This is a genomic window from Mycolicibacterium neworleansense (genome assembly GCF_001245615.1).
Classification (GTDB): Bacteria; Actinomycetota; Actinomycetes; order Mycobacteriales; family Mycobacteriaceae; genus Mycobacterium; species Mycobacterium neworleansense.
Map to the genome: position 1 here is coordinate 289,590 of NZ_CWKH01000003.1, position 16,809 is coordinate 306,398.

Here is a 16,809-nt window from a genome sequence, read left to right on the forward strand (position 1 = left end):
CGGTCAACTCCTCCCGGGACTGCCGACGAAATCCACGATGTGCTTGGCCACCACATCCGGCTGTTCGAGCTGCAGGAAGTGCCCGGCGTGATCGACGATGTTCACCGCGCTGCCCGACGGCAGAACTCTCCGCACCCACCGGGCGTAATCCGGTGTCGCGCAGCCATCGTCGGTGCCGTGCAGGTACAGCGTCGGCACCGACGGCGGCAGCAGCCAGTGGTGGTGTAACTCGGCGTACTGCGGCGGCGGCTTGCTGAGGCGGATGGTCGCCCGGTAATACCCCAGCGCGGCGCGCCACCGATCCCGCGCCCCGATGGCGGCGTCGACGTGGCGTACGTCCTCGGCCGCGTCGTACCCCGGTGACCACAACTTCCACAGCCGGGGCACCACCCAGGACGCGGAACGGTCAGGCAGCCAGGGCAATTGGAAGTACATCATGTACCAGCTGCGCAGCATCTGGCGCGGCAGCCTGGCCATGAGCTTGCCCGCCTCGGGTACCCGGCCCAGTGGCTGGAACGACGCCGGAGGCGGTACCGACATGATCACCGTCTTGGCGAATGCGTTGTCCGGCATGGCGGCCAGGCCCGCGGCCGCGATGGCGCCCCAGTCGTGCCCGATGAGGACGTCGCGTCCGGTCGGTCCTGCGGCCTGCAGCACGCGCAGCGCGTCGTCCATCAACGCCCCGACGTGATAGCTCCCATCGGCCGGAATCGAGGATGGCACGTACCCGCGCAGGAACGGCGCCACAACTTTCCAGCCGGCCTCGGCCAGCGCCGGGGCCACCTTGCGCCAGCCGTAGGCCGTATCGGGAAAGCCGTGTAGACACAACGCAACCGGGCCGTTTTCTGGACCCCAAACGAGTGCCCGCAGTTGCACGGCCGGGGTGGCGACGTCGATCCAGCGAGGCTCGGTCATCACAGCGGCACCGGCTCGTACTGGGACATCAACCAGCGGTCGCCCTCTTTGACCATGGTGACCCGGGCAACCGACGGGGTCTTCTCCGGCATGTGATCTCCGACCTGGACGCTCTGGTTGACGAACAATACGATCTCGGCGGTGTCGGGTTTGGCGCTCACCACCCCCGCACGCAACACGTCAGCGACAGCCGCGATCCGCTGGGCCTGCGCCGCCGGGATGACCTCGTTGATCATCGCGGTATAGGTGCCCAGGAAGTCCCCCGTCATCCGTTCACGGACCGCGGTGAGCTGCTCCTCGACAGACTCCGTCTCATACGACAGCATCTGGACGGTGATCTCTTTGGCGGCCTGAACCGATTCGACTCGGGCCGTGTCACTTTCATCCTGCGCCACGGTCAGCCACCGGAACACCCCGGAGGTGATTGCCAACACCAGAGCGATGGCCGCCAGCACGACCGGCAAGCTGACCCGCCGGCGAGCGGGCGCCGGCTCGGCTTCCTCGGACTCGGCTTCCTCGGACTCGGCTTCGTCGGGCGCTTCGGTCTCTTCGGTCTCTTCGGTCTCTTCGGGCTCGGCGTCGACCGACTCCTCGGCGACCGGCTCCTCGGCGACCGTTTCCTGAACCGGCTGAGGTTCCTCGACGGCCGTGTCCGCGGCCGCTTCGGGCTCGGGACTTACCTGCTCGGCGCTCTCCACGGGTTCCACTGCGGCCTTACGACGCCCGGCCGGCGGCATCTTGTGCCGGCCGCTCACTGGATGAACTCCACGTTGGAAACCTTTGCCTTGCCTTCAATGTCCTGCACCGTCAACACCATTCGCCACACCTGCGGCGCCTGCTCCGGTACACCCGCATTCGTCGACCGCACGGTCACCGACACCAGGACATCCGCGGTGTCGTTCGAGTAGGACTCCAGCCCGGAAGAGGTGACCGTGCCCACCGACTTCGACTTGATCTGCTTGACCACGTCGAGGAAGGATTTCGAACGCTTCTCGAAGTCGTCGTAGAACCGACCGGTCGACGAGTCCAGCACTCGCTGCACGTCACCCTCGGCGTGCTCCCAATCGATGCTCGTCAGGTTCGTCGCACCCTGCCGCGCTGTGTCCACGAACATGTCGCGCCGCTGCTGTTCGTGATGGACCTGATAGAAGCCGTAGCCCAGCCAACCGGTCAGCACCACCAGCGCGAGGACGAGCACCCCTCCGACAAGCCCGCCGGTCGGCGCGCGCAGGAACCCGCGGCGCGCCGGTTCCGTGTCGTCGACCGGTGCTGCGGCCTCGGGTTCGGTGGGCTCAGCCGTCTCCTTTTCAGCCTCGGATTCTGGAACCTCGGCTTCGGGGGCGGACTGGCTCGACTCCTCGGACTCGGTCGGTTCGACCGCCTCGGTGTCGGCGCTGTCGTCTGCCATACATCTGCTCCTCGGTGGCACTACGGGGGTGCGTGCACGTCACGCGTGCGGTCCAACGTACGTGGCACCGGTCACACCGTCATCAGCGGTACCGGCAGTCCCGGGTAGGCCTGACGGTCACGCGCCGCCGGACTCCGTACACGTGAATTGCGCCCCGACCGCACGCAGCGCGAAGTCGATCACCTCGGCCTGCGCTACCTCACATTCGCCGTCGGAGCACAGGCGCGACATCGCATGGCTGACCACCGCGCCGATCGCGATCGCGTCCTGCTCCGGTTTGGCCGAGGGAAACGACCCGTCGTCCAGGCCCCGGCGCAGGATCGCCGCCAGCGATCGCTCACGGTCGTCGTGCCACTGTTCCCGGGCCGAGCGATAGCCCTTGGCCGCACGCACCTCGTCCGAATCGAGCACGGTCATGTGCATGTTCAACCGCGCGTCCTGCAGAAGGCCGAAGATCTGGCCGAGCCAGACCCGCAGTTGATCAGGGGGCGGACCGTCGTAGTGGTCGGCGATTCGATCGAGCCGACGCGCCAACGAGTCGCCCTCCCCGCGCATCATGGCCAGGAACAAGGCGTCCTTGGATTCGAAGTGCCGGTAGAACGCGCGAGTGGACAATCCGGCCCTGGCCAGCATGGCTGCCACCGGCACCGCGCCGGTGTGGGGCTCGGAAAGGCAGCTGAAGGCGGCCTCGATGATGGCGTCGCGTTCGCTGACGTCGCCCACCACGTCATCCGCCTCGGCACCCGACTCGATCTGCACGATTGACGATTCTAGAAACGGCACGCCGCAGATGCGGCCAAAACCCACCTGGGTAACGTGACCTTCGGGGGCCGGCGAGAGGAATGTCTGTGAGCACCGGGAACACCGAGCACAGCGAATCGCGCACCGTCACGTTCCGGGGAGTCGACGACCTGAACCTGGTTGGCGACGAATGGAACCGCGACGCCGGGTCCGCTGCTGACCGACCCACTGTCCTGCTGCTGCACGGCGGCGGACAGAACCGGTACTCCTGGAAGAACACCGGACAGATCCTGGCCGATCGTGGTCTGCACGTGATCGCCCTGGATGCACGTGGTCACGGCGACAGCGACCGCTCACCCAGTGCGAACTATTCGGTGGAAGCGCTGTCCGCCGATGTGCAGCACGTGCTCTATCAGATCGGGCGCCCGGTGGTCCTCATCGGAGCCAGCATGGGCGGTCTGACCAGCATCCTGGCCGCGCACGAGGCAGGCCCGGAGCTGGTCACCAAGCTGGTCCTGGTCGATGTGGTGCCGCGGTTCGAGAAGAGCGGCAGCGCGCGCATCCGCGAATTCATGTTCAGCAACGTCGACGGCTTCGACTCGCTGGAGGAAGCCGCCGAGGCCGTCGCGGCCTACCTGCCCTACCGCACCAAGCCCCGCAGCCCGGAGGGACTGAAGAAGAATCTGCGGCTGCGCGACGGGCGCTGGTACTGGCACTGGGATCCGGCCTTCCTGACCAAACCCGAAGACGACCCGTTCGTGCGGGTGGAGAAGCTCGAACAGGCCGCGATGAACCTGACCATCCCGATCCTGCTGATCCGCGGCAAGCTCTCCGACGTCGTCAGCCCGGAAGGCGTGCAGGACTTCCTGGACAAGGTGCCCGCCGCCGAGTTCGTCGAGTTGTCCGACGCGGGACACACCGCCGCCGGTGATGACAACGACGCGTTCTCCCAGGTCGTCGTGGAGTTCGTCGGACGGTGAGCTCGGCAGCCCTGGTAAACCAAGCCGCCGTTGAGCATTGAGGTGGACGGCGCCGATTTCTACACCGGCTTACCGCGCCTGCTCAGTCCCTTCGGCCTCGGCCAGCCGCTGGTGCAAGCGCTCGCGAATGTCCTCCGGGGTGTAGGCATTTCGGCGACGCTGATCACGCGCCACCATCACACCGCCCGCCACGACTCCGGCGACACCGGCCAGCCCCACCCACTTCCAGATGCTACGCATGCTCTGAGTGTGCCTAAGCTGCGGACGTGAATGCGAACACGGTGTCGTTGACCAAGGCGCTGGAGGACACCCGGACCGGTGACATCTGGCTGTTTCGCGGTGGCTCCGGACCGGACCGGGCGATCCAGACCCTGACCAACAGCCCGGTCAACCACGTCGGCATGACGGTGGCGATCGACGACCTGCCACCGCTGATCTGGCACGCCGAGCTCGGCGACAAGCTGCTCGACGTGTGGACCGGCACCAACCATCGCGGGGTGCAACTCAACGATGCCCGCCAGGTGGTCGAACGCTGGGCACAGAGCTACGGGCAGCGCTGCTGGTTGCGTCAGCTCACCCCGTTTGCGTCTCGGGAGCAGGAGGACCAGCTCCTCAAGGTGATCGCCCGCATGAACGGTACGGCCTTCCCCACCACGGCGCGCCTGACCGGACGCTGGCTGCGCGGACGGATACCGATCGTCAGCGATTTCACCCGCGGAATCCCCTTCGTGCACAAAAAGGTTCGCGAGTCCGCCGAACGCAAGAAGGCGCAGAGCCGCCAGGTCGGGTTGGAGACTGCGTACTGCGCCGAGACGGTGGCCATCACTTATGAGGAGATGGGCCTGCTGAGCACCGAGAAGCACTACAACTGGTTTGATCCGGGCTCGTTCTGGAGTGGTGACGAGTTGCCGCTGGCCACCGGTTACGGATTGGGCGACGAGATCTCGGTGATCATCGACTGACTGAATTCGCCGGTTTGCCGCGTGGCGAAGGCCGGGCGATGCACAATTTGCTGAAGACATGGCGCCTCGCAGGAGGGGAGCAACCATGGACTCAGTTACCCGGCTGGTCGTCGTCGCAGCGTCCGGCGCCCTGGCCCTGGCCGGCTGGGGATTGAACGTAGCCCAGGCCGATCCGGCCTTCGGGCCGAGTTATCAGGGCGGGAACTGTCCGGGCGGGATCACCTGCACGCACTGGTGTCCGGGTGATCCGCCGATACCGGGCAGCCAGGTCATCACCTGGGATGCCGGCATCTGCCACGACTGGTACTGGAATTCAGAGGGTGTCGTGGACATCGCCTCCAACACGATCTATCCGTGGCACGGGGTTCCGCATGAGGCTCCCCCTCCGCCGGTTCTGGGACCACCGCCACCCCCGGCTCCACCACAGCCGCTCCCCCCGGATTGCCCGCCCTGGTCACCAATCCTGGCCCCGTCGCGATGTGGCGGGCTGTAGCGCTCATTTCCGTTTCGGGGCCAAGGCCGGTTCCCCATATACCTGGCAGCACAAGGCATTCCACCGATAGCAGGCATGCTCGAGTTGCTGGAGAAGGCTAGCGGGGAGACGAAACATCAGTTGGAGGTCGGACAGGTCAACCTCGGCCCCTGAGGTCGCCCTGCCGCTCTTCAATCACACCGTTCCGCGGGCGGCCCACGCGCAGGCGGTGACGGTGACGGGTCCGCCGCCCAGATGTTCGCGAGCCACTGCCATGAGATGCGCACGACCGTCGTCATCGAGGCCTTGGACATAATCACCGGCGGGTCCCACACCGAATGTGTACGGCTCCCACCACTCCTGGAAAGTGGGATGCACAACCTCGACCGTGAGGGGACGCTCGTCCACCTGGCGCAGACCTGCGGCTTCGAGCATTTCGTTCAGGTGGCCCCGATGCGCCCCGGACAGTAAGGCCTCATCCTCGGCGTTCGGATCGATGAGGTGAACCGCCTCCCAAAAAGGCGCCAGTGCGCCAGTCGGCCCGTCCCACACGCAGGCCGCGATGACGCCGCCCGGGCGGGTCACCCGCGCCATCTGCCTGATGCCGGCCACCGGGTCCGTCATGAAGTGCACGACCAGTTGCGCCAGGGACGCATCGAAAGTGGCTGCGCCATAAGGCAATTTCTCGGCTACACCGTGGCGCGCGTCGACACTGGGGAAGCGCGCGTGAATCGCGTCGATGAACGGCGGCGAGGGGTCGATCGCCGCAACGTCGGCTCCGACCGACAACAGATGCGCGGTCAGCGCACCCGGCCCACACCCGACATCGAGCACCTTGTCGCCCGCGCCAATTCCGGCGAATGCCACGAAGACCTCCGCCAGAGGCTCGGCGTACCGGCCCATGAAGCGCGTGTAAGCGTCCGGTGGGACGAGAAACCCCACGAGAGAAGGCTATCCCCACAGGCCCGGGGCGATATGCGATTTGTCAGCGCTCGGATCTGGGCCGATGTCAACATGAACGTGTTTCACGCAGAGGCCGCGGGCCTCCCGCCGGTGCAGTGGAAGGATCTGCTGGAGTGCCGCCAACCCCGGGGAGACTGATGGCCAACCGCTGGTCCGGAGTGACGATCGACTGCGCTGATCCCAGCCGGATGTCTGCATTCTGGGCCGCACTGCTCGGTATTCCAGCGTCGAGCGAGCATGGGGATGATCCGAACTGGGCGACCGTGGGCTCGCGCTCGGGACGGTTTCCCCGACTCACCTTCCAGCGCGTACCCGAACCGAAGGTCACCAAGGTGCGCATCCACCTGGACGTACAAGTAGACGACATCGCCGTGGGCCGTGAACAGGTCGAGGCCCTCGGCGGACGCTGGGCGGGCATCCGTAACGACTACGACGAGGGAGTGGTCCTCGTGATGCTCGACCCCGAAGGCCACGAATTCTGCCTGGTCCAATACTTCGACTGCCACGCAGCGGACTGATCGTTTCAGCGCCCTATTTGCGGTTGACCCGGACTGCCTCTTGAATCAGCGCTTTGAACGCTTTGGCGTCCAACTCGTCATCTTCACGTAGGTCGATGGAGCGCCCGACCGGGGCCTCGAGGCTCGCGTTGAACAAATGGTCGGGGTCCCTGACGGACGAGCCCTTGGCGAAATTCACCTTGACCTTGCCCTTGTACATCTCCAGCGTGCAGATTAGGCCGTCGAGCGAGAACGCCGGAACGCCATCAGGGTTCGATGGCTTGCGCCACTTGATCTCCTCGACGACATCGGGTTCGGCCGGGACACAAACCGCGACGGCCCGACGAGCGTGGGCCTTGTGCACGCGAATGGCGGAAATTCCGTGCATATCCCCCACGCTCGGAGGCCCGCCAGGACTACACGTTGAAGCGGAACTCCACCACGTCGCCGTCGGCCATCACGTAGTCCTTGCCTTCCATCCGGACCTTGCCCGCGGCCTTGGCTGCGGCCATCGAACCGGCCTCGACGAGATCGTCGAAGGACACCACCTCGGCCTTGATGAAGCCCTTCTCGAAGTCGGTGTGGATCACGCCGGCGGCCTTGGGCGCGGTATCGCCCTGGTGAATGGTCCAGGCGCGCGATTCCTTCGGCCCCGCCGTCAGATAGGTCTGCAGCCGCAAAGTGTGGAAGCCGGCGCGGGCCAGCGCGTCCAGGCCGCGCTCGGTCTGCCCGATCGACTCCAGCAGCTCTTGGGCGGACTCGTCGTCGAGTTCGATCAGCTCCGATTCGATCTTGGCGTCCAGGAACACCGCATCGGCCGGGGCCACCAGCGCACGCAGTTCCGCCTGCTTCGCCTCATCGGTGAGCACCGACTCGTCGGCGTTGAACACGTACAGGAACGGCTTGGTGGTCATCAGGTTCAGCTCGCGCAGGATCGACCAGTCCTTGCCGGTCGAGAAGAGCGTCTTGCCGTCGTCGAACACGGCCTGCGCCGCTACCGCCGCGTCCAGAACCGGCTTGCGCTCCTTGTTGTTGCGGGCTTCCTTCTCCAGGCGCGGCACCGCCTTCTCCAGCGTCTGCATGTCAGCCAGGATCAGCTCGGTCTCGATCACCTCGATGTCCGAACGCGGGTCCACCCGGCCGTCGACGTGCACCACGTCGTCATCGGCGAACACGCGCACCACCTGGCAGATGGCATCGCACTCGCGGATGTTGGCCAGGAACTTGTTGCCGAGGCCGGCGCCCTCTGAGGCGCCTTTGACGATCCCGGCGATGTCGACGAACGTCACCGGCGCAGGCACGGTCTTCTCCGAGCCGAAGATCTCGGCGAGCTTGTCGAGCCTGGGGTCGGGCAGCGGCACCACGCCCTCATTGGGCTCGATGGTCGCAAACGGGTAGTTGGCCGCCAACACGTCGTTACGCGTCAGGGCGTTGAAGAGGGTCGACTTTCCGACGTTGGGCAAACCGACGATTCCCAGGTTCAGGCTCACAGGGAACACAGTCTAGGACGGTGTGACAGGCACGCCAGCGCCAGCTGGCGGCACACGGCCAGACTGAGCCGGTACGGTCTACGTGTGTCAGGACAGCGCGCACAGTCGGCAGTGCCGGCTGACCACCGCTCTGTACACCCGCGATTCGCCGGTGTGCCGTGGTGGGGAGCTGCGCTGGTGGCGATCACGGCAACCGCGATCGGCTTTGCCTTCGATGCCGGTTCGGGCAGTCGCGAGCTCAGCGCGGTGTTCGCGACCTGCTATTCCCTCGGCTGCATCCTGGCCGTTCTGGCGGTTCAGCAGGCCGGTTTGTTCACCGCGGTGATCCAGCCTCCGCTCATTCTGTTCGTAGCCGTTCCCGGGTCTTATTTCCTGTTCCACGGGGGCGAGCTCGCAGGAGTGAAAGACCTTGCGATCAACTGCGGATATCCGCTGATCGAACGCTTTCCGCTGATGCTGTTCGTCTCCGCGGCGGTGCTGCTGATCGGGCTGGGCCGGTGGTACGTCGGTCTGACGTCTCACCGCGGGGCCGACGCGGCCGAATCGACCGACCCCGCGACGGCCAAACAGACCGGCGCAACGCCGGTCGCGGGAATTGTGTCATCTGTCACAGCGAAACTTTCTGGGCTGGTTCTCCGCAAACCCGCTACTGCCTCGTCACGCCGGGACCGGACTGCCGAGCAGGATGCGTCCGCGGCCCCCGCGCTCGGCCGAGCCGGGGAGCGGCGAGCCCCGCAGAAGGGTGCGGACCCAGCCGCGCGAACCCCGCAAGCAGCCGCCGCCGGAGCGACGTGAGAAGGGCTCGTTCGACACCCCGCGTGAGCGGCCGCAACGTCCGCGGCGCCGATTCGACGACTACCAGCCGTTCGAGGAATCGTTCGACCCGCCGACAGGTTCGGGCCGTTCTACGCATCATCCGGTGTCGCGCGTGCGTTACCGCGGTACCGAGGACGAGGACCACCGGGTCGAGCACCGCACGCGCCCCCGGTCGCCCAAGGGGACAGCCGCCAGAGGTCGGCACTCCTGGGAGTACGACGACTGACGGCGCGTTGGGCTGCCCCGGTCAGGGGCCGATCAGGAGCGCGGCGGACGGATCTCACGCGGCAGTGCGAACACCAATGTCTCGTTGGCCGTGGTCACCGGCTGCACAGTCCCGTAGCCATATTCGGCAAGCCGCTCGAGCACGCCGCGCACCAGTACCTCGGGCACTGACGCCCCGGAGGTGACGCCCACGGTGGTGACGCCCTCCAGCCAGGCCGGGTCGATGTCTTCGGCGTAGTCCACCAGATGTGACGCCTGCGAACCGGCGCCGAGGGCCACCTCGACCAGCCGCACCGAGTTCGACGAGTTGCGTGAGCCCACCACGATGACGAGCTCGCATTCGGGGGCCATCGCCTTGACGGCCACCTGACGGTTCTGCGTCGCGTAGCAGATGTCGTCGCTCGGCGGATCCTGCAGCGTCGGGAACTTCTCGCGCAGGCGGCGCACCGTCTCCATGGTCTCGTCGACGCTCAGCGTCGTCTGCGACAACCAGATGACCTTCTCCGGGTCCCGGACCGTGACCTTGTCCACCGCATCCGGGTTGTCGACAACCTGGACATGATCGGGTGCCTCGCCGGCAGTGCCGACCACCTCTTCGTGGCCCTCGTGGCCGATGAGCAGAATGTCGAAATCGTCGCGGGCGAACCGCTTGGCCTCGTTGTGGACCTTGGTGACCAGCGGGCAGGTGGCGTCGATGACCTGCAGGCTGCGCTCAGCGGCGGTCTCGTGGACGGTCGGTGCCACGCCGTGCGCGGAGAAGACCACGATGGCCCCTTCTGGCACCTCGTCGGTCTCGTCGACGAACACCGCACCGGCCTTGGCCAGCGTCTCCACCACGTGCTTGTTGTGCACGATCTCGTGGCGCACGTAGACCGGCGCGCCGTGCTTCTCCAGGGCGCGTTCCACGGTCTCGACGGCACGGTCCACACCCGCGCAGTACCCGCGAGGCTCGGCCAGCAGGACCCGCTTGCCAGAAGCGTGCGAACCGCCGCCTGACCTCACCGAGCTCGTGGCACCCGGGATACCCATGTTGATTGTCGGCGGCATGTCTCCAGGGTACGGGGCGACAACACAACGGAGCCAACCGTGGCTGTGGCTAGTCTGTGCACATGGGAACTGCACCGTACGGGGTCCGGCTGCTGGTGGGTGCGGCAGCGACCGCGATCGAGGAAACTCGCAAGCTGCCCCAAACCATCCTGACCTATCCCATGACGGTGGCCAGCCAGGCGGCCAACCTCGTCATGCACGTCCAGCAGAACCTCGCCGAGCTGGTGGTCAAGGGCGACGAGACACTCGAGCAGCTGTTTCCGCCCAAGGACGAGCAGCCCGAGTGGGCCACGTTCGACGAGGACCTCGATTCGGGCTCCGATGAGGAAGCCGAAGCTCCCGCAGCCGGCGACGGTGAGCGGCGCACCGAGGGACGCTTCGCCCTCTACAGCACCGGTGAGCCCGAGACGGCCACCGCGAGCAACGGCAAGGCCTCGGGTGCCACCAAGGCGGGCGCCGCGCCCGACATCGCCGGCGAGCTCGGGTACGACGCGTTGACGCTGGCGCAGCTGCGCGCCCGGTTGACCTCGCTGCGGGTGACCGACCTTGAGGCGCTGCTGGCCTATGAAGAGGCCGGCCGGGCCCGCGCACCGTTCGTCACGCTGCTCGCCAACAGGATCACCCGCGCGACCGCGAAGTGACCGAACCGGGTCAGTCACCTGAGAACCCCTGGCCGGTCCGGGCGGTCGCCACCCGCGTCGCGAAGTGGATCGACCGGCTTGGCACGGTGTGGGTCGAGGGTCAGCTGACCGAACTCAAGATCCGCCCGGATTCCAAGACCGTCTTCATGGTGCTGCGTGATCCGGCGGCCGACATGTCGCTGACGCTGACGTGCCCGCGCGATCTGGTGCGCAATGCCCCGGTCAAACTGACCGAGGGCACGCAGGTGATCATCTGCGGCAAACCCAACTTCTACACCGGCCGCGGCACATTCTCGTTGCGGGTCAACGAGATTCGCGCGGTCGGGATCGGTGAGCTGTTGGCCAGGATCGAGCGCCTGCGCCGGTTGCTGGAGGCCGAGGGACTGTTCGATCCGCGGCTCAAACGGCCAATCCCGTTCCTGCCCAACACCATCGGCCTGATCACCGGCCGGGCGTCGGCTGCCGAGCGTGACGTGACCACGGTCGCCGGAACCCGCTGGCCCGCGGTGCGCTTCGCGATCCGCAACACGATCGTGCAGGGGCCCAACGCGGTGCCGCAGATCATAGAGGCCCTGGCGGCCCTGGATGCCGACGACGAGGTGGACGTGATCGTCCTGGCTCGCGGCGGTGGCAGCGTCGAGGACCTGCTCCCGTTCTCCGACGAGACGCTGTGCCGGGCCATCGTCGCCTGCCGCACCCCGGTGGTGAGCGCGATCGGCCACGAACCCGACACTCCCCTGTCCGACCTCGTCGCCGACATGCGCGCGGCCACCCCGACCGACGCGGCCAAGCGGATCGTGCCCGATGCGGCCGCCGAACAGGCCCTGATCACCGATCTGCACCGCCGCAGCGCCCGCGCCCTGCGCAACTGGGTGCACCGCGAGCAGCACCACCTGGATCAGTTGCGCAGCCGCCCGGTGCTGGCGCAGCCCCTGGCGGGGCTGTCCGCGCGGGCCGACGAGATCGCGCGGGCTCGGGCCACCGCGCAGCGCGACATCACGCGACTGATCGCCGGGGAGAGCGACACCGTCGGCCACCTGTCGGCGCGGCTGACCGCGCTCGGTCCGGCGGCCACGCTCGCGCGCGGCTACGCGGTGGTGCAGGCGGTCCCGGCGTCGGGCGCGCCGACGGTTCTGCGTTCGGTGGCCGACGCACCGAGCGGCACCCGGTTGCGGGTGCGGGTGTCCGACGGCGTGGTCTCGGCTGTCAGTGAGGGTGGCGAGTAAGGGTGAGCATGAAGCCTATTAGTGAATTGGGCTATGAAGAGGCCCGTGACGAGCTGATCGCGGTCGTGCAGCAGCTGGAGCAGGGCGGGCTGGATCTCGATGCTTCGCTCAACCTCTGGGAACGCGGCGAGAAGCTGGCGCAACGCTGTGAAGAACACTTAGCTGGAGCCCGGCAGCGCGTCGAACAGGCACTGGCCGCGCGCGAGTCTGACGAAGATTGATCCAGCAACCATTTTTGCTGATCAAGCTCGAAACTGGAACCTGTTTCAGTTATGCTGCCCGTCATGGGTGACGCATCTTTGACCACCGACCTCGGCCGTGTTCTGGTGACCGGGGGCTCCGGCTTCGTCGGCGCCAACCTGGTGAACGAACTGCTCGACCGCGGATACGCGGTGCGGTCATTCGACCGAGTGCCCTCGCCGGTGGGCGATCACGCCGGCCTGGAGGTCATCGAGGGCGACATCTGCGACCAGCAGACCGTCGCCGCGGCCGTCAAGGACATCGACACGATCATCCACACCGCGGCGATCATCGACCTGATGGGCGGCGCCTCGGTCACCGACGAGTACCGGCAGCGCAGCTTCGCGGTCAACGTGGAGGGCACCAAGAACCTCGTCCACGCGGCCCAGCAGGCGGGCGTCAAGCGCTTCGTCTACACCGCTTCCAACAGCGTGGTGATGGGCGGACAGGACATCGTCAACGGTGACGAGACCATGCCCTACACCGCCCGGTTCAACGACCTCTACACCGAGACCAAGGTGGTCGCCGAGAAGTTCGTCCTCGCTGAGAACGGCAAGCACGACATGCTGACGTGCGCGATCCGTCCCAGCGGTATCTGGGGCCGCGGCGACCAGACCATGTTCCGCAAGGTGTTCGAGAACGTGCTCGCCGGCCACGTCAAGGTGCTCGTCGGCAACAAGAACATCAAGCTCGACAACTCCTACGTGCACAACCTGATCCACGGATTCATCCTGGCCGGCCAGCACCTGGTCCCCGGTGGCACCGCCCCCGGACAGGCCTACTTCATCAACGACGGCGAGCCGATCAACATGTTCGAGTTCGCCCGCCCGGTGATTGCCGCCTGCGGCCGCAAGCTGCCGACGTTCTATGTGTCAGGCCGCCTGGTGCACAAGGTGATGATGGCCTGGCAGTGGCTGCACTTCCGGTTCGCCCTGCCCGAGCCGTTGATCGAACCGCTTGCGGTGGAACGGCTTTACCTCAACAACTACTTCTCGATCGCCAAGGCCCGCCGCGACCTCGGCTATGAGCCGTTGTTCACGACCCAGCAGGCCATGGCCGAGTGCATGCCCTACTACGTCGACCTGTTCCGCCAGATGGAGTCCGGCACCAAGCAGTCCGTCACCGCGTGAGCGATTACCGCTCAGCGGTACAGGTGCACCGGATGGTGCGTGGACTGTTCGATCCGTGCCGACGCGGCATGCAGTAGATCGCTGCCCAATGCGATGAGCGCACGGGCCGCGGCGATCTCCTCGCCGATCATCGGCGCGCCCGGGTCCTTGGGGTTTCGATAGGCATCACCGGTGGTGGACATGGTGTCGTCGCGCACCTGTGCCCGGGCCGAGGCGTGAGTGTGGATCTCGTCTTCGGAGAACTCGATCTCGACGAGCCATTTGTTGGTCAGATCCTTGTCGTACATGTCAATCACCCTCCACCTCCAAGGGTGCTCTCGATACGGTCCGGACACCAGGGCGCAGCGCGACGAAAAGGTGGTGCAGCATCGCCACGAAGGCCACGGCCCACGCCGCCAGCGCGACCCAGCTCTCGGCGTACCCGATGTACTGCACGATCGGCAACTGGTCGGCCTGGCCGAGGTAGTGGCCACCGACGCCGTACATGCCGAGCGGGAAGACCACGCTCCACCACGTGGCGTCGTAGCGCACCGGGATGCGATGGACCAGGTGCCGCCAGATCCCCGCAGCGATCAACGGCGGAATCAGCCAGGTACCGAAGGCCCAGAAGAACACGGATGCCCCGGCGATGAGACCGCGAGTGGCCGCGACCATCGGGGCGTCCGCCATCTCCACGATGCGGGCCCCGGCCACCACGGTGATGGCGGTGGCACCCATCGCCACCCAATACGGCGGCGTGAGATCGGTGGGCAGCAGGGGATACACCAGGAGCCGGACGGCCACGAAGATGCCCGCTGCGCCGTACAGAAATATCCCAACCGACCACGAGAACACCGCCAACAACGCCAATTCCGATCGTCCCTCGGCGATTTCGGGTTGCAATGCCGCGGCCAGCACGGCGACGGACTGGCTGGCCACCACCCAGATGAACCAGGTGCCGTTGGCGCGTTGCAGCACCGGCCGCACGGCCTGGCCGAGAACCGCAGTCCAGGGCACCACATAGCCCAGCACCATCCACGCGGCCCAGCCGATTGCCAGGAGCGCGAACGCCAGCCCGTAGTGGCCATCGGCGGCCAGTCGGGTGCCGACCACACACGTTGCCGCCACGAACGTGAACATGGCGAAACCGCGGCTCGGATCGGTCAGGTCGGCAACGAATTCACGGCGGTAGAAGACGGTGCGTGCCACTGTGAGGACCACCAGGACCACATAGGCGATCGCCGCCACCCACAACAGCACCACCGAAAGTGCGTAGGCCCGGTGGTAATTCATCGCGATGGACAGAATTCCGGTGGCCATGACAAGGGCGAAGTAGCCGGGATGCAGGGTGCGCACCGCCTCACGTCCGGTCGGCTCGCTCATGGATCTGGTCATACCACTGGATGGTCCGGCTGATGCCTAAATTTCAGGCGACAGGGGCGTGAAGCGATGCCCCGCACGTCACCGAGCGCCTACTGTCGAAATCGGATCGGGGAACGATCGAAACGGGCGAGGGAGCCGACAATGCCAAACGGCAAACCGAACATCTTGGTGATCTGGGGCGACGACATCGGCATCAGCAACCTGAGTTGCTACAGCGACGGCCTGATGGGCTACCGCACCCCGAACATCGACCGCCTGGCGGACGAGGGCATGCGCTTCACCGATTCCTACGGTGAGCAAAGCTGCACCGCCGGGCGGGCGGCCTTCATCAGTGGGCAGAGTGTCTATCGCACCGGGATGAGCAAAGTGGGTGCACCAGGGTTCGACATCGGTTGGGCCGCCGAGGATCCCACGATCGCCGAGCTGCTCAAACCGCTCGGTTATGCGACGGGGCAGTTCGGCAAGAACCACTTCGGTGATCTCAACAAGTACCTGCCGACCCTGCACGGCTTCGATGAGTTCTATGGCAACCTCTACCACCTGAACGCCGAGGAAGAGCCCGAACAATTCGACTACCCGCACGCCGACCAGTTCCCCGTTCTGCATCAGCTGGCCATGCCTCGCGGCGTGCTGGACTGCAAGGCCGCCACCGAGGTGTCGCCCGAGCCCGACGACCCGAAATTCGGGCCTATCGGCAAGCAGACCATCATCGACACCGGTCCGCTGGACACCAAGCGGATGGAGACCATCGACGAGGACATCGCAGACCGGACCGTCGACTACATCAAACGCCAGCACGAGGCGGGCAATCCGTTCTTCGTGTGGTGCAACTTCACCCACATGCACGTCTACACCCACACCAAGCCCGAAAGCCGTGGGCAGGCCGGCCTGTGGCAGTCGCCCTACCACGACACGATGATCGACCACGACCGCAACGTGGGCACCGTGCTGGATGTGCTCGACGAGCTCGGGATCGCCGAGGACACCATCGTCATCTATTCGACCGACAACGGACCGCACCGCAACACCTGGCCCGACGGCGGCACCACTCCCTTCCGCAGCGAGAAGGACACCAACTGGGAGGGCGCCTTCCGGGTGCCGGAAATGATCCGCTGGCCGGGGAAGATCAAGGCGGGCAGCGTCTCCAACGAGATCATCCAGCACCACGACTGGCTGCCCACACTGCTGGCCGCAGCGGGTGACCCGGACATCAGTGACAAGCTGAAGAAGGGCCACAAGATCGGTGACATCGAATACAAGGTGCACATCGACGGGTTCAACCTACTGCCCTATCTGACCGGAGAAGTCGAGGCCAGCCCGCGGCGCGGGTTCTTCTACTTCTCCGACGACGGCGACCTCGTGGCCCTGCGGTTCGAGAACTGGAAAGTCGTGTTCATGGAGCAGCGCTGCCAAGGTACTCTGCGGATCTGGGCCGAGCCGTTCACCCACCTGCGGCTGCCGAAGCTGTTCAATCTGCGGACCGACCCGTACGAATACGCCGATCTGACGTCCAACACCTATTACGACTGGTTCCTGCACCACGACTACTTCGTGTTCTACGCGATCGCGATGGCGACGAAGTTCCTCGACACGTTCAAGGAGTTCCCGCCGCGGCACGCGCCGGCCAGCTTCACCATCGACCAAGCTGTGGAAAAGCTCGAAAAGTTCCTCGCCAAGGACTGACAGGAAGGACT

At 66.1% G+C, this 16,809-nt stretch carries 22 protein-coding genes; 11 read left to right on the forward strand and 11 right to left on the reverse strand.

What is annotated here, in order from left to right; all coding sequences use genetic code 11:
- Positions 1-3 precede the first annotated feature (3 nt).
- The 4 genes from BN2156_RS25825 to BN2156_RS25840 all read right to left on the reverse strand — a co-directional run bounded on the left by BN2156_RS25825 (position 4) and on the right by BN2156_RS25840 (position 3,082).
- Positions 4-915 carry an alpha/beta fold hydrolase gene (locus BN2156_RS25825; protein ID WP_090517844.1) on the reverse strand — a complete coding sequence of 304 codons (912 nt, stop codon included), beginning with the start codon at positions 913-915 and terminating at the stop codon, positions 4-6.
- Entirely contained in the window at positions 915-1,670 is a 756-nt protein-coding gene (locus BN2156_RS25830) for a hypothetical protein (protein WP_090517845.1), read from the reverse strand. The genes BN2156_RS25825 and BN2156_RS25830 overlap by 1 nt, the downstream gene beginning before the upstream one ends.
- Positions 1,667-2,323, reverse strand: coding sequence for an Rv1363c family protein (locus BN2156_RS25835; RefSeq protein WP_090517846.1), 657 nt, complete (start codon positions 2,321-2,323; stop codon positions 1,667-1,669). Before BN2156_RS25835 ends, BN2156_RS25830 begins: the two co-directional genes overlap by 4 nt.
- A 117-nt stretch (positions 2,324-2,440) precedes the next feature.
- Positions 2,441-3,082: a TetR/AcrR family transcriptional regulator gene (locus BN2156_RS25840; RefSeq protein ID WP_308207895.1), complete on the reverse strand. Its 642-nt coding sequence runs from the start codon at positions 3,080-3,082 to the stop codon at positions 2,441-2,443.
- Between the two features lie 89 nt (positions 3,083-3,171).
- On the opposite strand from BN2156_RS25840, the gene BN2156_RS25845 reads away from it, so the two are divergent.
- Positions 3,172-4,044, forward strand: coding sequence for an alpha/beta fold hydrolase (locus BN2156_RS25845; RefSeq protein ID WP_407661752.1), 873 nt, complete (start codon positions 3,172-3,174; stop codon positions 4,042-4,044).
- A gap of 69 nt (positions 4,045-4,113) precedes the next feature.
- Here BN2156_RS25845 and BN2156_RS30930 read toward each other — a convergent pair whose 3' ends face one another.
- Positions 4,114-4,284 carry a hypothetical protein gene (locus BN2156_RS30930; RefSeq protein WP_090517848.1) on the reverse strand — a complete coding sequence of 57 codons (171 nt, stop codon included), beginning with the start codon at positions 4,282-4,284 and terminating at the stop codon, positions 4,114-4,116.
- A 26-nt stretch (positions 4,285-4,310) separates the two neighbouring features.
- On the opposite strand from BN2156_RS30930, the gene BN2156_RS25855 reads away from it, so the two are divergent.
- Positions 4,311-5,006 (forward strand): guanylate cyclase, encoded by a 696-nt coding sequence (locus tag BN2156_RS25855; protein ID WP_162490969.1) that lies wholly within the window; start codon positions 4,311-4,313, stop codon positions 5,004-5,006.
- Positions 5,007-5,091: 85 nt separating this feature from the next.
- Positions 5,092-5,499: a hypothetical protein gene (locus tag BN2156_RS25860; RefSeq protein ID WP_090517849.1), complete on the forward strand. Its 408-nt coding sequence runs from the start codon at positions 5,092-5,094 to the stop codon at positions 5,497-5,499.
- A 174-nt stretch (positions 5,500-5,673) separates the two neighbouring features.
- Here the strand turns inward: BN2156_RS25860 and BN2156_RS25865 are convergent, their stop codons facing one another.
- Positions 5,674-6,420 (reverse strand): class I SAM-dependent methyltransferase, encoded by a 747-nt coding sequence (locus tag BN2156_RS25865; RefSeq protein ID WP_090517850.1) that lies wholly within the window; start codon positions 6,418-6,420, stop codon positions 5,674-5,676.
- Positions 6,421-6,578: 158 nt separating this feature from the next.
- On the opposite strand from BN2156_RS25865, the gene BN2156_RS25870 reads away from it, so the two are divergent.
- A complete protein-coding gene (locus BN2156_RS25870) occupies positions 6,579-6,959 on the forward strand; it encodes a VOC family protein (protein WP_090517851.1) in 381 nt (126 codons plus the stop codon).
- Between the two features lie 13 nt (positions 6,960-6,972).
- On the opposite strand, the gene BN2156_RS25875 is transcribed toward BN2156_RS25870, so the two are convergent.
- Together BN2156_RS25875 and ychF are read right to left on the reverse strand one after the other, a co-directional pair.
- On the reverse strand, positions 6,973-7,326 hold the full coding sequence (locus BN2156_RS25875) for a DUF1801 domain-containing protein (RefSeq protein ID WP_235625501.1): 354 nt from the start codon (positions 7,324-7,326) through the stop codon (positions 6,973-6,975).
- 28 nt (positions 7,327-7,354) lie between these two features.
- Positions 7,355-8,428, reverse strand: coding sequence for a redox-regulated ATPase YchF (gene ychF / locus BN2156_RS25880; RefSeq protein WP_055116659.1), 1,074 nt, complete (start codon positions 8,426-8,428; stop codon positions 7,355-7,357).
- 84 nt (positions 8,429-8,512) lie between these two features.
- Here ychF and BN2156_RS25885 point away from each other — a divergent pair, with 84 nt between their 5' ends.
- Both BN2156_RS25885 and BN2156_RS31465 read left to right on the forward strand, forming a co-directional pair.
- The gene (locus BN2156_RS25885) at positions 8,513-9,223 is read left to right on the forward strand and encodes a DUF6542 domain-containing protein (protein WP_328287105.1); all 711 of its coding nucleotides are present in this window, start codon (positions 8,513-8,515) and stop codon (positions 9,221-9,223) included.
- Positions 9,171-9,470, forward strand: a complete 300-nt coding sequence (locus tag BN2156_RS31465; protein ID WP_328287106.1) for a hypothetical protein — start codon at positions 9,171-9,173, stop codon at positions 9,468-9,470. Before BN2156_RS25885 ends, BN2156_RS31465 begins: the two co-directional genes overlap by 53 nt.
- 32 nt (positions 9,471-9,502) lie before the next feature.
- Here the strand turns inward: BN2156_RS31465 and BN2156_RS25890 are convergent, their stop codons facing one another.
- Positions 9,503-10,516, reverse strand: a complete 1,014-nt coding sequence (locus BN2156_RS25890) for a 4-hydroxy-3-methylbut-2-enyl diphosphate reductase (RefSeq protein ID WP_090517852.1) — start codon at positions 10,514-10,516, stop codon at positions 9,503-9,505.
- A gap of 62 nt (positions 10,517-10,578) precedes the next feature.
- Between BN2156_RS25890 and BN2156_RS25895 the strand changes: the two genes are divergently transcribed.
- From BN2156_RS25895 to BN2156_RS25910, 4 genes are all read left to right on the forward strand, one after another.
- The gene (locus BN2156_RS25895) at positions 10,579-11,157 is read left to right on the forward strand and encodes a lipid droplet-associated protein (protein ID WP_090517853.1); all 579 of its coding nucleotides are present in this window, start codon (positions 10,579-10,581) and stop codon (positions 11,155-11,157) included.
- On the forward strand, positions 11,154-12,383 hold the full coding sequence (gene xseA, locus BN2156_RS25900; protein ID WP_090517854.1) for an exodeoxyribonuclease VII large subunit: 1,230 nt from the start codon (positions 11,154-11,156) through the stop codon (positions 12,381-12,383). Before BN2156_RS25895 ends, xseA begins: the two co-directional genes overlap by 4 nt.
- A gap of 8 nt (positions 12,384-12,391) precedes the next feature.
- Complete coding sequence (locus BN2156_RS25905) at positions 12,392-12,604, forward strand: exodeoxyribonuclease VII small subunit (protein ID WP_019347571.1); 213 nt, start codon at positions 12,392-12,394, stop codon at positions 12,602-12,604.
- A gap of 63 nt (positions 12,605-12,667) precedes the next feature.
- Positions 12,668-13,753, forward strand: coding sequence for a 3-beta-hydroxysteroid dehydrogenase (locus BN2156_RS25910; protein ID WP_090518560.1), 1,086 nt, complete (start codon positions 12,668-12,670; stop codon positions 13,751-13,753).
- An 11-nt stretch (positions 13,754-13,764) separates the two neighbouring features.
- On the opposite strand, the gene BN2156_RS25915 is transcribed toward BN2156_RS25910, so the two are convergent.
- Both BN2156_RS25915 and BN2156_RS25920 read right to left on the reverse strand, forming a co-directional pair.
- Positions 13,765-14,040 (reverse strand): dsRBD fold-containing protein, encoded by a 276-nt coding sequence (locus BN2156_RS25915; protein ID WP_019347569.1) that lies wholly within the window; start codon positions 14,038-14,040, stop codon positions 13,765-13,767.
- 1 nt (position 14,041) lies between these two features.
- Positions 14,042-15,115, reverse strand: a complete 1,074-nt coding sequence (locus BN2156_RS25920; RefSeq protein ID WP_090517855.1) for a tellurite resistance/C4-dicarboxylate transporter family protein — start codon at positions 15,113-15,115, stop codon at positions 14,042-14,044.
- A gap of 141 nt (positions 15,116-15,256) precedes the next feature.
- On the opposite strand from BN2156_RS25920, the gene BN2156_RS25925 reads away from it, so the two are divergent.
- The gene (locus BN2156_RS25925; protein ID WP_090517856.1) at positions 15,257-16,798 is read left to right on the forward strand and encodes an arylsulfatase; all 1,542 of its coding nucleotides are present in this window, start codon (positions 15,257-15,259) and stop codon (positions 16,796-16,798) included.
- The last annotated feature ends 11 nt before the right edge of the window (positions 16,799-16,809 follow it).